This window comes from Sneathiella litorea (assembly GCF_009882915.1).
GTDB classification, from domain to species: domain Bacteria; phylum Pseudomonadota; class Alphaproteobacteria; order Sneathiellales; family Sneathiellaceae; genus Sneathiella; species Sneathiella litorea.
Genome location: NZ_WTUW01000001.1, coordinates 309,995 through 323,123, shown reverse-complemented (window position 1 = coordinate 323,123; position 13,129 = coordinate 309,995). Strand labels below are relative to the sequence as shown.

Here is a 13,129-nt window from a genome sequence, read left to right as displayed (position 1 = left end):
TACTACTTTCCAATAATTTTCCATATTCCATCGGCGGTCACAATCCGTTCTCCCCTGACCAGCAACTCGCCGCGCACGAATATCACGGCCATCCCCTTGCGGCTAATTTCCGCGCGTGTCTCAATCCAGTCTCCCGGCTTGGCGCCGGCGACAAAGTCGCAAGTCAAAGAGATGGTCGCGCATTGTTGTTTATCAAGGCTGCGCCAGATAATCTGGCCCAGTGTTTCATCAAGGAAGCTGACCAGCATACCACCGTGAACCATGCCGTGGCCGTTGGTATGGCTTTCATCAGCGAGAAAACCGTAAATGGTGCTGTCACCATCCGTCTTGTAGTACAAAGGGCCAATTTTTTCCGTAAAACGGCCACGGGAGGCAAAGGGGCGAAACCCTTCAGGGATTAAGGAACTTGTCATACAGGGGGCTCACTAACGTTTTTTCTAGTTTAAGTACCGCAAGTATCCAGCCTTGCGCAAGAGAGTTACCACATTAGGTATAGATGACTGCCCTTGAGCCTGAGGCAAAGACAATGATAGCCTGTAACCTGAACTAAAAAGGATTGTGGAAAGTATGAGTGCGCATTGTTGTGGCGGATCCAATTTTGACGAAGGAGAAAGTCGGCAAACCGGTCGTTACCGTCTTATTCTCTGGATTGCGCTAGTGGTCAATGGCGGGATGTTTCTGGTTGAGGTGTTTGCAGGACTTGCCGCAGGCTCTGCATCGCTACAGGCTGATGCGCTGGATTTTTTAGGGGATGCCGGAAATTACGGGATCAGCCTTTTTGTGCTCGGTATGGCCCTCCGTGTTCGGGCAAAAGCTGCGATGTTTAAAGGAATGATAATGGCCCTGTTCGGGGTTTGGGTCCTCGGGACAGTAATTTTCCACGTGATTGCCGGAACCGTGCCAACCGCGACGACGATGGGAGTTGTCGGCACGGCGGCACTGATTGCGAATTTAGCCGTGTTTATCCTTTTGTGGTCCTATCGGTCAGGGGACAGCAACATGCGATCTGTCTGGCTCTGCACGCGTAATGACGTGATCAGCAATATTGCTGTTCTGGCCGCCGCCGCCGGGGTATTTGGCACGGGCACCGGCTGGCCAGATTTTTTCGTTGCGGGAATTATGGCAGTCCTTGCCTTGCAGGGGGCTTGGGTGGTCATTCGTCAGGCGCTCGGTGAAATGCGAGAAGAAGGCAGCAGGCACCCGCTGCCTTCCTCCTCAAGCTGATCTCAACGTCGTTATAGCCTCTTCCGAGGCTTTTCCCGGCTTAGCTTGCCGGTCTGACATATCCGTTTCGTTCAGCATTCTGAATGCATTCTTCCTTATCCGCATACCCCTGCGTAGAGGCACCGACGATGCGTCCATTGGGTGCGGTACGGCGCCATCGCCATTTATGATGCTTTACATTGTGGTCATGGTAAAATTCCCACTTATCTCGATCACCTTTATCTGTCATCCTGTTCTCCATTGGCTAAATATAGATTTAGACGCGTTGACCAAGAATTTGTGAGTAAGTAACTGCGACCGAGAATAATTAAATTTTACACTCTGGAGATGTGATGAAGACCGTCATTATCGAAACCGATAAGATCTATGTGCCGAGTAAAACCCGCAAAGGATTGGATGTCGCGCGCGTCGATGCGCTGGCAGAGGATATACTGGAAAACGGTCAGAAATCACCGATACAGGTTCGTATCGGTCAGGATCGCTATGTGCTGATCGAGGGGTTGCACCGACTGGAGGCGGTCAAGGCGCTAGGCGAGAAAAGCATCGATGCTGTCATAGTTCAGGCGCGGCGGCACTGATATGTTCAGCCAGCGGCATTTTCAATCAGTCGGCGATAGAACTGGATTATCTCGACATAGTTATCGATGAATATGCGCTCGTTGGTGCCATGCACCCGCGCGAGATCGTCAGGACCGAACCGCATGGGGACAAAACGATAATTATTGTCTGAAATGGATTGATAATGCTTGCTGTCCGAACCTGCGAGCATCAGTCCGGGAGAGACCAGGACGTCGGGCAGTGTCTCACGAATTGTTCTTTCAATCAGTTTGTACCCTTCCCCGTCCTGGCTTGAAATGCGAGATGGCTCGTTCCCCTGCTTTACGGAAATATCGATGTCCGGATCGTCTGTTACCTGTGTGACATGCTCTATGACATCTTGGATAAGCGTGCCCGGAAGCAACCTGAAATTAACCGTTGCGGTTGCTGTTGACGGCAGAACGTTATCCTTTGTTCCACCGTCTACGATAGTGACGGCCGTTGTGGTTCGGACCATGGCATTCGTGGCCCCGCCTTTCCCAAGTTCTCCAACCAATATAGGATCCAGAAGCCAGCGGTTTGATATGATGGCCCTGAGAGAGAGCGGCATATGCGGCGCGAGGGTATCAAACATATCCGATGCCGGACTGTTGAGGGCGGCCGGCAAACGGTTCTCCTCTAGCCGAGAGACAGCCCGCGCAATTTTTCCAATTGCGGTTGTCTTCGGCGGAATGGAAGAATGTCCTCCTTCGGTCGTGGCGGTTAGCGTCAGGGTGAGGTATCCCTTCTCGGCCAGCGCAATAAAAGCAATCGGGTCCTCTATGCCGGGCATGAGACCTTGAACGATTACCATGCCTTCATCCAGCGTAAAAGCAAGTCTGACGCCGCGCTCTTTTAGCAGCGCGGCAATTTTTCCCGCGCCCTTGTCGCCGCCGATTTCCTCATCATGGCCAAACGCAAAATAAAGCGTACGTTTCGGTTTTAAACCGGCAGCAAGTTGAAGTTCAGCAGCTTCCAATATGGCAAAGACGGAAAGCTTGTCGTCAAGTGTCCCGCGGCCCCAGATCACGCCGTCCTTTATGACGCCTGAAAAAGCCTCTTCCTGCCAGTCGCCTTCCGTGCCCGGTTCGACCGGAACAACATCCATATGCCCCATTAGGAGAACGGGAGGCAGACTTGAGTCTGTGCCTTCCCACGTATAAAGAAGGCTATGCCCGCCGACCACCTCACGTTTCAGCATATCATGTACAAGAGGAAAGGAATTGTTGATCAGGAGATGCAGACGGGTGAACTCAGCGCTTGCCACCGGTGCATCCGTTCCGTTGGAAATCGTTTTGATCCGCACGGCCTCCGCCAGTCGAGTTGCCGCGGCATTGGCGTTAATTGCGGGCATTTTAATCGCGTCGACAGTCGTGGTGTCTACTGTATTCGTAACGGTCTTGAAGGCGATGACGCCAACAAGGGCAATAATCACGAACCCAATAAGCAAACTGATTTTCTTGAACATCTCTCTCCAGCTCCTGGCGCGAAAACTTAGCGGTTATTCTTTCCTTGCACGGTGCAGGATGCTAAAAGTAAAGGCAAATTAAAAAGGGAGCGAGAAGATGGCCAGTGAAGACCGTCAGAAGGCAATTTCAGAAACCATCCATCGAATTCGAGAAAAAGCTTCAGGGCAGGAGGTTACAAGGGATACTCTTGATAATATTCGGGAGGAATTGATTACCCTTGCCCGCCGCAAGGATCTATTCTCCATCGAAAATTTTCCACCGCCCGGGGCAGATTCGAAACGCCGGAGTTGTCTTTATCGGCTCTCTGAAGACCAAGATCATGGCTTTGCGCTCTATCTGAACGTTGCGAGCGGGTCGGTTAATGCACCGCCGCATGATCACACAACCTGGGCCGTTATTGTCGGGATTGAAGGGCAGGAGGAAAACCGCTTCTATAAAAAAGTACCAGGCGGGGTCGAGCAAATCGCAAGCCATGTCGTGGAGCCGGGAACGGGCGTGACCATGCTTCCTGATGAAATTCACACCATCCATATCGAGGCGGAGAAACCGGTGCTGAATTTTCACATGTACGGGCTCGGGCTTGAACAGCTGGATGGGCGGAATTTCTGGAACGATAATACCAAGGAATGGAAGGTTTTTCCTGCTCATACAGATATCCGTGAGGCCCGAAATTGAAGTTCGAGAAAGTCTCCCCGGCGGCGCTTCGCGCCATCATGAAGGAAAATACGCAGGAATATGCGGTCCTCGACGTGCGGGAACAGGGCGTTCATTCCGAAGGGCATCCATTTTTTGCGATCCCGTTACCGCTTAGTCATCTAGAGCTGAGGGCCGAACGCCTGATCCCGCGTAAAACTGCGCCGGTATATATTCTGGACCAAGGCCCGGGTCTTCCATTGGGAGAGCGGGCTGCGGAAAAGCTGCAGGATCTTGGGTATAGCGACGTCAGTCTCGTCGAGGGCGGCGTCGTAGGCTGGCATGATGCAGGGTTTGAGCTGTTCTCTGGGGTAAATGTGCCTAGCAAGGCATTCGGTGAATTTGTCGAGGAAACGTACGGCACACCCCATATTACCGCGTCGGACCTTTCCGCACGTCGGGAGGCGGGTGAGAAAATTGTTGTGCTCGATAGCCGGCCATTTCCAGAATATCACCGCATGTCGATTCCGGGCGGGGTTGATATGCCCGGCGCGGAACTAGTTCACCGCGTGCATGAGTCTGTCGAGGATGAAAATACGCAAATTGTTGTCAACTGTGCAGGTCGAACCCGTAGCATCATCGGGGCGCAATCCCTGATTAATGCAGGGGTCAGAAATCCGGTCGCGGCATTGAAAGACGGGACAATGGGATGGTATCTCGCTGGACTGGAACTTGCCCATCGGAAAGACGATATTGCGCCCCTGCCAGGTTATGAGGCCTTGTCGCGTAGTCAGCGGGCCGCGAAGGATGTCGCTGACCGCTTTGGTGTGAAGCGGATCGATATGGCGCAACTGCAGACCTTGCATGAAGAGGCGGAAGGTCGCAGCCTCTATATCCTCGATGTGCGAAGTGAGGAGGAATATCTCGCAGGGCATCTTCCTGGCGCGATGCACTCTCCCGGGGGGCAGCTGGTTCAAGCAACCGACGAGTATGTCGCGGTCCGCAATAGCCGGCTTGTTCTTGTTGATGATGACGCGGTCAGGGGGGTGATGACAGCGTCGTGGCTGATCCAGATGAACTGGCCCGAGGTTTATGTCCTTACCGCAACTAAGGACGAGATGGTTGAAAAGGGCCAGATGCCAACGCCGGAAATCACGAAAGCATCGGTTCTTTCTGCGCTGGAGCTTGATGCGGTACTCGCATCGGGTGAGGCTGTTGCGGTGATCGATCTCGCGAGTTCCCTTGAATACAGAAATGGACATGTTCCTGGCGCCTACTGGGCGATCCGCGCACGGCTGGCAGAAGATCATATCTTTATCCCCGCGGTTGGACTGATTATTCTGACGTCACCCGATGGAAATCTTGCGCATCTCGCCGCACCTGAAATTGAAAAGCTGCGCCCGCAGACAATTGTACGTGTCCTCGATGGCGGCACAAACGCCTGGGCCGAGGCATCCCTCGTCATGGAAAGTGGTGAAACAAATCTTCTCAGCCGCACGGATGACGTCTGGTACAAGCCCTATGATACCAACGACCAGGAGGCAGTCCGGCGGCGGATGCAGGAGTATCTGGACTGGGAAGTCGGGCTGGTACAGCAGATCGAGAGGGATGGACTTGCCCGATTCCGGAGATACTGATCTCGGGCTGGTTGGATATCAGCGGCATTCGCCTTCGTTAAGCTACGGGAAGGCTTGCCTTGCAGGCCCCTGAACGGCATATTGAATGCCACGCTTGCAATGAGGAAAAAGCCGTCCTAGCATGAAACGTAAATGGGCCTGAAGAAACCCATGACAATAATGGAGAACCCGATGGATTTAACGTTTAGTAAAGAAGATTTGGCGTTTCGCGATGAGGTTCGCGAGTTTCTCGCAACCTCCCTTCCCGCGGATGTGAAAGATCGCTGTGACCGCGGCCTGCATCCAACCAAGGAAGGGCAAACCAGGTGGCAGAAAATTCTCAACGAAAAAGGATGGATGGCGCCGAACTGGCCTGTCGAGTATGGCGGAACTGGCTGGACCATCACTCAGAAATACATTGCCGCACAGGAATTCGGCTATGCGGCCGCGCCAGTTGCGACAGCCTTCGGCGTGAGCATGGTTGGCCCGGTGATCTATACCTTCGGTAATCAGGAACAGAAAGACTATTATCTGCCGCGTATCCTGAATTCCGATGACTGGTGGTGTCAGGGTTATTCTGAGCCGGGTTCCGGTTCGGATCTTGCCTCCCTGCAAACGAAAGCGGTTCGCGATGGCGATGACTATATCGTCAATGGCCAGAAAATATGGACTTCTTACGCACATTATGCAGACATGATTTTCTGCCTCGTTCGCACGGACAGCTCGGTCAAGCAACAGGAGGGTATTTCTTTCCTTCTGATTGATATGAAGACGCCGGGCATTACCGTAAAACCGATCATCGGTATTGATAAAGAACATAGCCTGAATGAAGTCTTCTTCGAGGACGTGCGAGTCCCCGTCGTCAACCGAATTGGTGAGGAAAACAAGGGCTGGACTTACGCAAAATTCCTCTTGGGGAACGAGCGTACAAGCATTGCTCGCGTTGGCCGCTCCAAACGGCAGGTTGAACGGCTGAAGGAGATTGCGAAGGCCGAACGCTCCGGCGGGCGTCCGCTCTCAGAAGATACTGATTTCATCAACAAGCTGACCCGCATTGAGGTTGACTTGATGGCACTGGAATATACTGAGTTGAGAATGCTTTCCATGATTGCCAACGGCAAGCAGCTCTCTGCCGAGCCCTCGCTCCTGAAGATCAAGGGAACGGAAATACAGCAGCGATTGACGAACCTTCTTGTTGAATCCTTCGGTATGTATGGCGCACCTTATGAGGCCGAACGGTCTTATGCGGGCCGAAATGAAGCTCCGGTTGGGCCGGATTATGCACATGGTCCAATGGCCGAGCATCTGTATCTGCGCGCCGCCACGATTTATGGCGGCAGTAATGAAATTCAACGTAACATCGTCTCCAAAATGGTTCTGGGATTATAAGGATAATTATAAGATGGATTTTGAACTTTCCGATGAGCAAAACATGCTCAAAGACAGTGTCGAACGGTTCGTGAAGGATAACTACTCGGCCGAGGCACGCGCGAAACTCGCGGATACGGAACTCGGGTTCAGCCGGGACCATTGGAAAACGATGGCAGAACTTGGCTGGCTTGGCATGCCCTTCCCGGAAGAAGTCGGCGGATTTGGCGGCACAGCCATTGAAACGGCCATCATGATGGAGAATATGGGAAACGGTCTGGTGCTGGAACCATTCCTGAGCACTGTCATTCTCGGTGGTGGTCTGGTTGCTGAAGCGGGCAACGAGGCACAAATCGAGGCAATTATCCCGGAAGTTATCGAAGGCAACATGATGCTCGCTTTCGCCTACGCAGAGCCGCAATCGCGTTTTGATTTAAATGATGTGGAAACCAGCGCCTCCAAGTCTGGCGACGGTTATGTACTGAACGGTCATAAGGCAGTTGTCTATCATGGTACGACAGCGGACAAGATTATCGTCTCCGCGCGCACCAGCGGCGATTCCCGTGACGAGAATGGTATTTCCCTTTTCGTCGTGGATAACAATTCAAGCGGTGTGACCCGTCGGGACTATCGCACAATTGACGGTCAGCGCGCTGCCGATATTACTCTTAAAGATGTCAAAGTTGGTGCAGATGCCTTGCTCGGCGAGGAAGGGGGAGCCCTCCCTGTTATTGAAAAGGTTGTTGATCGCGCGATTGCCGCGCTATGCGCCGAAGCCGTCGGGGCGATGCAGGCGGCAAACAATATCACCAATGAGTATATGAAAGAACGCAAGCAGTTCGGTACGCCAATTGGCAAGTTCCAGGTTCTGCAGCATCGTATGGTCGATATGTATATGGAGGCGGAACAATCCAAATCCATGTCTGATATGGTGGCGATGAAGCTTGAGCTTGATGACGAGACAGAACGCCGTAAAGCGGTTGCTGCCGCAAAGGCGCAAATTGGTCAGGCGGCGAAATTTGTTGGTGAGCAGTCAATACAGCTCCACGGCGGGATGGGCATGACCGATGAATACTCTATCGGTCATTATTTCAAGCGCCTGACGACAATTGAAATGCTGTTCGGTAACACTGACCACCACTTCAAGAAATACGCCGCGCTGGCTTCCTAAAGCCGAGTGAACGTCAACAAGATAGATGCCGGGAGCGAGCAAGTTTCCCGGCATTTTTCATGAATAGACCGCTTCCTTGAAATGGAAACGGCAGAGGGCGACGTAGCGATCGTTGCCGCCAATTTCCTTTTGTGCGCCTTCACGAACCGGCTGGCCGTCTTCATTCACGCGGATCACCATGGTGGCCTTCTTGCCGCAATGACAGATGGTCTTCAGCTCCCTGAGTTCATCCGCCCAGGCGAGAAGATATTGGCTCCCCTCGAACAGATTGCCCTGAAAATCTGTGCGCAGGCCATAGGCCAGAACGGGGATTTTGAGTTTGTCTGTAATTTCGGAGAGCTGGAAAACCTGATCTCGGGTCAGGAACTGGGCCTCGTCGATCATGACACAATCGACAGGCTGGACTTTGATCTCCTCCTCAATGACTTTGAGAAGGTCAGTGTCGGCTGAGAAAAGGCTTGCCTCAGCCTGCAGGCCGATTCGGGACGCAATCTTGCCAACGCCATAGCGATTATCCAGAGCGGCCGTAAAGAGAAAGGGACGCATTCCCCGTTCCTGATAATTGAAACTGGATTGCAGGAGGGTGGTCGATTTGCCGGCGTTCATGGTGGAGTAATTAAAATATAGTTTGGCCATGACTGTCTTGTTCCTAAAAATCAGTCCACGGGACGGGTTGCCGTGAATAGGGAAGATAGAGGGGGTGCCCGGGGAGCCCCTTTTGAGTCAATGACAGGACATGGGGCGTTATCTCATGCGCCTTCAGGAGGCGCTGAACTTCCTCATGGCGGCCCCGGTGATTTCCATGGCCACCCCAGGCACAGATCACCATATCGGCGCTGTTCGCGGTCTGCAGCAAAGCGATATCATTATCCGGGCCGACCGGATGAGGGCATTTCTTGAGCTCTCTCGGATCCGTGGCGCGATAGGCGAAGATATTGACAACCTCAAGGGCGCCATACCCCATATCGACCGCCCGGCGGTGGCATCGCTCAATCGTTGGATCGTTGCGGAATTCGTCAGCGGTTGATGGGTTCAGCATTATAAAGGCGACGCTTGGGCCGTCACTCCAGCGCCGCCAAAGCCGATAGCGATAGGCGCCGCAGGGGCTGAAATCCGCACCGGACTCTCCAAAAAATTCAGGTTCCATCGGTAGCCGGAATAACTTCGCCAATCGTTCCTTCTTCCCAGATCGGCCGCTTTTTCATGATATAGGCGAACCGATCTGAAGAAAGAAAACCATCAAGCCAGCGTTGAAGATGGGGATATGGTGCTGACTTAAACCAGCCAAGGTCCGAGTTTGCGAACTGCCGGATAAAGGGAAAGATTGCGATATCTGCAAGGGTTGGTTTGTTTGTCGTCAAGAAAGAGCTATCTGACAGTCTTTGCTCCAGTATTGTAAGAAACTTCTCTGCTTCTGCGCGGTAGTCTTCTCGCGTCTTCTCCGGAAAGCGGACATGGTACTTATATCGGTCCAGATTGGCTTTAAAGGGGCCGTCATTCTCCTCTATTAGTGCAAAAATCTCAGCCTGGGCTGTTTTTTCCATTGGGAGCCAGTTTTCGGGATCGTTCTGCGAAAGGGCCCATAGCATGATATCAAGGCTTTCCTCCAGCACATGGCCATCCTGCAGAACGAGCGCTGGAACAGTCGCCTTTGGGCTTGCAGCAATCATTTCCTCTGGCTTGTCCTTTAAAAGGATGTCACGTAACTCAACCTTTACACCTGAGTAAGTGATCGCCATGCGTGCCCGCATCGCATAAGGGCAGCGACGGAAACTATAGAGAGCGGGCAGAGAAAGTTCCTCTTGGCGGTTGGCGGGAAGGGGCATTTGAATATTTCAGATTATGCTGTTGCCATGGTTCGTATCATAATGGCACCGAGAATAGCGAAACTTATCAGGATTTACCAGCGCAGGCGATTGACTCGCCGACGCATTGCTGCGCGCAACGTTTCCCTGCGCTCAAAATCAATATCAATAACGTCTTCTTCTTCCGGAAATTCAAAAGCGGGAATTTCCGACTGACTGGAGGCGCCTGCCTCATAGTGCTCAGCCCTCTCGGTCTCGGTACCGCCATAGCTTGCGGGATGCAGATCGACGACGTCAACAGTTTCGCGCTGCCGATGTGGGCGGTTCCGTGTCGGTGACTTCAGAATATCAATTTCCTCAGGCGCAAGTTCGGGGGAAATGACAAAATCAGCGGAATAGGGTTCTGACCCTGAGGTTGATGTTGCAGTTGGCTTTTCGGGCCTTGGCGGGGCTTTTTTACCGAAACGCATTTCAGGGGCAGGGTCCCCAAACTCAATGGGTTCCTCAAAAGTTTCATAAACCTCCATCTTCGGAGGCTTCGGATATCGATACCGTCGGGACCGCTCCCGATAGGCCTGTTCGGTTGCTTTATTCTGGCGTGAATTGCTTGAGTATGATTGCTCGAAGGCGGCTGCGTTCTCTTTGAGGGAGGGTAGCTGTGTCTCAATCCTCTCGACTAGCGTGAGCATGGCATCTTTCAAGCGCGTGTTCCTATCGCGCAGCTGCCTGTTTTCCGCAAGTAGCGCACGCTCCCGCGCCGAGACAATGTCAGCCTGGCTAAAAAGGGGCCTTCCACGATTGTGGCGAGCGAAACTCATTTAATGCGCTTTTCCCGTCTCATTCTCGAATGATTGGTCGCAATCCGAAATTTAAGAATCCGTAAGACCTGTTTCGGATCACTTTTCATATTTTAGCGGGAAATTAGGGCGAAAACTACTCAAAAACTACAAATTATGGTTAATTTTGAGCAAAAATACGACAATTTTAGTTAAAATTTAAAAAACCTTAGAAAAACATCTTGTTACGTCTCATCCGGTTTCATATTTTTAATGACTTTTGTGGAAAAAATTAAATTTTTCAGGAGGTTATGGTTAACGCGAATCAATTTTTTGCACCTCTCCCCTGAAGGCAGAAAGGTACATTAGTTCTGGGCGACGATATCCTCCATTCTGCAATTTCCTAGTGAGTAGGTTTTTAAGATTTGGCAGGACTTATTCATATCGACAACAAAATTACCCTTACAGTTATTAAAACTGACCCAGCCCTGATAGTTATATTCCTCACCGGAATCGCCTTCTGAGATGTGATAGGTGAGATAATCAATATTTGAAATTTTATTCCGGTCGATTTTCAATCTATCAATTTGCTGTTCAACAACGGGTTCGCAATCTTCCGGACCAAAGGCGGCAATACTCTGTTGAAGGTAATCCTCGTTACCCGCGCAGGAGGAAAGGGCAAAAAAGGATATTCCACAAATTAAGATGTTTCGAAAATTCTGCATTGATCACCTATAATTATCTGGATTGGAAACGCCAACACAAGAGAACCGGACTTTCACTTTAATTTCCATGTAACGTGGTGCAGTATTTAGTCAAATAAATTGTTGATCCGGGCGCGTCAATTCAGATAGCGAGGCGGATGTCGATTGATGACAACCCATCGACATGGCCAACAACGTGATCACCCGGTAAGAGAGCGCCGACGCCTGCCGGGGTGCCTGAATAGATCAGGTCTCCTGGCATCAGAATAAAGGCTTCGGACAGGATGGAGATCACATCGCTAATTGACCAGATCAGGTCTGAGATCGAAGCGGATTGACGGATTTCATCATTCACCGTCAGCCAGATTTTGGCCTGCTCAATATTCGCGACTTCTGCCGCGGGAGTTATCGCGCCGCAGGGGGCAGACTGATCAAAGGCCTTGCCACTATCCCAGGGCCGCCCTTTCTCTTTGGCAACTTTCTGCAGGTCCCGACGTGTAAGATCTATTCCGGCAGCATACCCAAAGATAAGTTCTTTTGCGTTTTCTGCTGTGACATTCTCACCTTTTTTGCCGATAGCAACGACCAGTTCAACTTCATGGTGAAGGTCATTCGTGGCCTTGGGAAAGGGAATGCTTGCGCCACTTTCAACAACGGCATCGGCGGGTTTTGTAAAAAAGAAAGGGGGCTCGCGGTTCGGATCCCCGCCCATTTCACGTGCATGTTCCGCGTAGTTGCGTCCGACGCAGAAAATACGCCTTACTGGGTAGCGAAGATCGCTTCCCGCCACGATAACTGAGGGTGTTTCAATCGGGTCAAACACAAAGGCCATATCGCAATCTTTCCTTGAACGGCTAGTTCTCTTTTGTATTTCGCAGCCAGCTGTTTAGATCTTTAAGAAGCGTTTTCTGCGCGGCCTCGTCGAGGGAGTTGAACCAATCTTCAAAGCCGCGAATCAATTCTGCGGCTGACAGTTGTTCATCATAGGCGCCAAATAATATTTCTTTAAATTCGTCAACGGTTTCACATTCGAATTCGTTATCTTTTGGATCGAAAGCCCGGATCTTTTCCTGAACCTCAGCTTTTGCCATGACGGCGAAGAAGGGAATATCCTCTTCTAGGTCATATCCCCCCCAGCCTAGCCACCAGGCATCGCTTTTCGGCTCACCAAGGTCCCAGGCATACATGACTTCCGCTTCGATATTTCGTGCCGCCCGTTTGGCCTCAGCCTCCAGCTTTTTGGCGTCATCGGCTTCGTCCAACAGGATGCGTGCGACCTTAAAATACCCTGTGCCATCTGCATCCCAGGCGGTCATATATTGATCAAGTTTATTCTGACGTGTCACCATGGTTTCCTTTGCGATGAATTTGGCTCATTCCTCATGCTTTGAGCGTAGTTTGTCAAGAGCCCGTCGATCTGCCTTTGTTGGTCGTCCTGAGCCGGCATCTCGTCTGGCCACAGGCGTGGTTGTAGGATTAGTCGCGTCCTCCTTATTTTCAGGCGGCGCCAGATCTTCGTACAGGGCCCGCGCTTCCGGTGCCGGCCCCCGACGGATGCCAATATCGCGAATACGGATCACGCGAATGTTTCGGCCTTGCGCAAAGGTAAGTACGTCTTCTGCTTTGACCATTGAGCTCGATTTTGTGGTGACTTTACTGTTTACACGGAGTTTTCGCGCTTGAACGAGTTTCGCCGCCAGCGACCGGCTCTTGAAAAACCGCGCATACCACAACCATTTATCAACACGAATGCTAGCGGCTGCGGTTCCTCCGTCGTCGTTCATGCC

16 protein-coding genes and 1 pseudogene are annotated in these 13,129 nt (G+C 51.8%); 6 read left to right on the top strand and 11 right to left on the bottom strand.

The genetic code is table 11. The annotated features are described in order from the left end of the window. Positions 1-2 precede the first annotated feature (2 nt). Positions 3-413: a PaaI family thioesterase gene (locus tag GQE98_RS01560; RefSeq protein ID WP_161313792.1), complete on the bottom strand. Its 411-nt coding sequence runs from the start codon at positions 411-413 to the stop codon at positions 3-5. Between the two features lie 154 nt (positions 414-567). On the opposite strand from GQE98_RS01560, the gene GQE98_RS01555 reads away from it, so the two are divergent. Next, positions 568-1,224 carry a cation efflux transmembrane domain-containing protein gene (locus tag GQE98_RS01555; RefSeq protein ID WP_161313791.1) on the top strand — a complete coding sequence of 219 codons (657 nt, stop codon included), beginning with the start codon at positions 568-570 and terminating at the stop codon, positions 1,222-1,224. A 40-nt stretch (positions 1,225-1,264) separates the two neighbouring features. Here GQE98_RS01555 and GQE98_RS01550 read toward each other — a convergent pair whose 3' ends face one another. Then, positions 1,265-1,453: a DUF1508 domain-containing protein gene (locus GQE98_RS01550; RefSeq protein ID WP_161313790.1), complete on the bottom strand. Its 189-nt coding sequence runs from the start codon at positions 1,451-1,453 to the stop codon at positions 1,265-1,267. Between the two features lie 100 nt (positions 1,454-1,553). Here GQE98_RS01550 and GQE98_RS01545 point away from each other — a divergent pair, with 100 nt between their 5' ends. Next, on the top strand, positions 1,554-1,802 hold the full coding sequence (locus tag GQE98_RS01545) for a ParB N-terminal domain-containing protein (RefSeq protein WP_161313789.1): 249 nt from the start codon (positions 1,554-1,556) through the stop codon (positions 1,800-1,802). Positions 1,803-1,807: 5 nt separating this feature from the next. On the opposite strand, the pseudogene GQE98_RS01540 reads toward GQE98_RS01545, so the two are convergent. Further along, a pseudogene (locus GQE98_RS01540) lies at positions 1,808-3,277 on the bottom strand (M20 family peptidase); the annotation flags it as partial. A gap of 88 nt (positions 3,278-3,365) precedes the next feature. Between GQE98_RS01540 and GQE98_RS01535 the strand changes: the two are divergent. From GQE98_RS01535 to GQE98_RS01520, 4 genes are all read left to right on the top strand, one after another. Further along, a complete protein-coding gene (locus GQE98_RS01535) occupies positions 3,366-3,944 on the top strand; it encodes a cysteine dioxygenase family protein (RefSeq protein WP_161313787.1) in 579 nt (192 codons plus the stop codon). Continuing rightward, entirely contained in the window at positions 3,941-5,539 is a 1,599-nt protein-coding gene (locus tag GQE98_RS01530; RefSeq protein ID WP_202526025.1) for a rhodanese-like domain-containing protein, read from the top strand. Before GQE98_RS01535 ends, GQE98_RS01530 begins: the two co-directional genes overlap by 4 nt. Positions 5,540-5,710: 171 nt before the next feature. Next, positions 5,711-6,907: an acyl-CoA dehydrogenase family protein gene (locus GQE98_RS01525; RefSeq protein ID WP_161313786.1), complete on the top strand. Its 1,197-nt coding sequence runs from the start codon at positions 5,711-5,713 to the stop codon at positions 6,905-6,907. A 13-nt stretch (positions 6,908-6,920) separates the two neighbouring features. Beyond that, the gene (locus tag GQE98_RS01520; protein WP_161313785.1) at positions 6,921-8,057 is read left to right on the top strand and encodes an acyl-CoA dehydrogenase family protein; all 1,137 of its coding nucleotides are present in this window, start codon (positions 6,921-6,923) and stop codon (positions 8,055-8,057) included. 57 nt (positions 8,058-8,114) lie between these two features. Here GQE98_RS01520 and GQE98_RS01515 read toward each other — a convergent pair whose 3' ends face one another. The 8 genes from GQE98_RS01515 to GQE98_RS01480 form a co-directional block, all read right to left on the bottom strand. Continuing rightward, positions 8,115-8,693, bottom strand: a complete 579-nt coding sequence (locus GQE98_RS01515; RefSeq protein ID WP_161313784.1) for a thymidine kinase — start codon at positions 8,691-8,693, stop codon at positions 8,115-8,117. Between the two features lie 13 nt (positions 8,694-8,706). Then, positions 8,707-9,228, bottom strand: coding sequence for a DUF1643 domain-containing protein (locus tag GQE98_RS01510; protein WP_202526024.1), 522 nt, complete (start codon positions 9,226-9,228; stop codon positions 8,707-8,709). Further along, entirely contained in the window at positions 9,194-9,883 is a 690-nt protein-coding gene (locus GQE98_RS01505; protein WP_161313783.1) for a glutathione S-transferase, read from the bottom strand. The genes GQE98_RS01510 and GQE98_RS01505 overlap by 35 nt, the downstream gene beginning before the upstream one ends. Positions 9,884-9,957: 74 nt before the next feature. Beyond that, positions 9,958-10,680 carry a hypothetical protein gene (locus tag GQE98_RS01500; RefSeq protein ID WP_161313782.1) on the bottom strand — a complete coding sequence of 241 codons (723 nt, stop codon included), beginning with the start codon at positions 10,678-10,680 and terminating at the stop codon, positions 9,958-9,960. Between the two features lie 323 nt (positions 10,681-11,003). Next, positions 11,004-11,363 (bottom strand): hypothetical protein, encoded by a 360-nt coding sequence (locus GQE98_RS01495; RefSeq protein WP_161313781.1) that lies wholly within the window; start codon positions 11,361-11,363, stop codon positions 11,004-11,006. Positions 11,364-11,484: 121 nt separating this feature from the next. Continuing rightward, a complete protein-coding gene (locus tag GQE98_RS01490; protein ID WP_161313780.1) occupies positions 11,485-12,174 on the bottom strand; it encodes a fumarylacetoacetate hydrolase family protein in 690 nt (229 codons plus the stop codon). A gap of 22 nt (positions 12,175-12,196) precedes the next feature. Beyond that, on the bottom strand, positions 12,197-12,691 hold the full coding sequence (locus tag GQE98_RS01485) for a hypothetical protein (RefSeq protein ID WP_246157142.1): 495 nt from the start codon (positions 12,689-12,691) through the stop codon (positions 12,197-12,199). A 24-nt stretch (positions 12,692-12,715) separates the two neighbouring features. Continuing rightward, on the bottom strand, positions 12,716-13,126 hold the full coding sequence (locus tag GQE98_RS01480; RefSeq protein ID WP_161313778.1) for an RNA-binding S4 domain-containing protein: 411 nt from the start codon (positions 13,124-13,126) through the stop codon (positions 12,716-12,718). Positions 13,127-13,129: the final 3 nt, after the last annotated feature.

What these genes read in the sequence shown, in the direction of transcription:
- GQE98_RS01480 (WP_161313778.1), bottom strand. Translation starts at nt 13,126, where the DNA reads ATGAACGACGACGGAGGAACCGCAGCCGCTAGCATTCGTGTTGATAAA.
- GQE98_RS01550 (WP_161313790.1), bottom strand. Translation starts at nt 1,453, where the DNA reads ATGACAGATAAAGGTGATCGAGATAAGTGGGAATTTTACCATGACCAC.
- GQE98_RS01485 (WP_246157142.1), bottom strand. Translation starts at nt 12,691, where the DNA reads ATGGTGACACGTCAGAATAAACTTGATCAATATATGACCGCCTGGGAT.
- GQE98_RS01560 (WP_161313792.1), bottom strand. Translation starts at nt 413, where the DNA reads ATGACAAGTTCCTTAATCCCTGAAGGGTTTCGCCCCTTTGCCTCCCGT.
- GQE98_RS01555 (WP_161313791.1), top strand. Translation starts at nt 568, where the DNA reads ATGAGTGCGCATTGTTGTGGCGGATCCAATTTTGACGAAGGAGAAAGT.
- GQE98_RS01500 (WP_161313782.1), bottom strand. Translation starts at nt 10,680, where the DNA reads ATGAGTTTCGCTCGCCACAATCGTGGAAGGCCCCTTTTTAGCCAGGCT.
- GQE98_RS01505 (WP_161313783.1), bottom strand. Translation starts at nt 9,883, where the DNA reads ATGCCCCTTCCCGCCAACCGCCAAGAGGAACTTTCTCTGCCCGCTCTC.
- GQE98_RS01515 (WP_161313784.1), bottom strand. Translation starts at nt 8,693, where the DNA reads ATGGCCAAACTATATTTTAATTACTCCACCATGAACGCCGGCAAATCG.
- GQE98_RS01490 (WP_161313780.1), bottom strand. Translation starts at nt 12,174, where the DNA reads ATGGCCTTTGTGTTTGACCCGATTGAAACACCCTCAGTTATCGTGGCG.
- GQE98_RS01525 (WP_161313786.1), top strand. Translation starts at nt 5,711, where the DNA reads ATGGATTTAACGTTTAGTAAAGAAGATTTGGCGTTTCGCGATGAGGTT.
- GQE98_RS01520 (WP_161313785.1), top strand. Translation starts at nt 6,921, where the DNA reads ATGGATTTTGAACTTTCCGATGAGCAAAACATGCTCAAAGACAGTGTC.
- GQE98_RS01535 (WP_161313787.1), top strand. Translation starts at nt 3,366, where the DNA reads ATGGCCAGTGAAGACCGTCAGAAGGCAATTTCAGAAACCATCCATCGA.
- GQE98_RS01495 (WP_161313781.1), bottom strand. Translation starts at nt 11,363, where the DNA reads ATGCAGAATTTTCGAAACATCTTAATTTGTGGAATATCCTTTTTTGCC.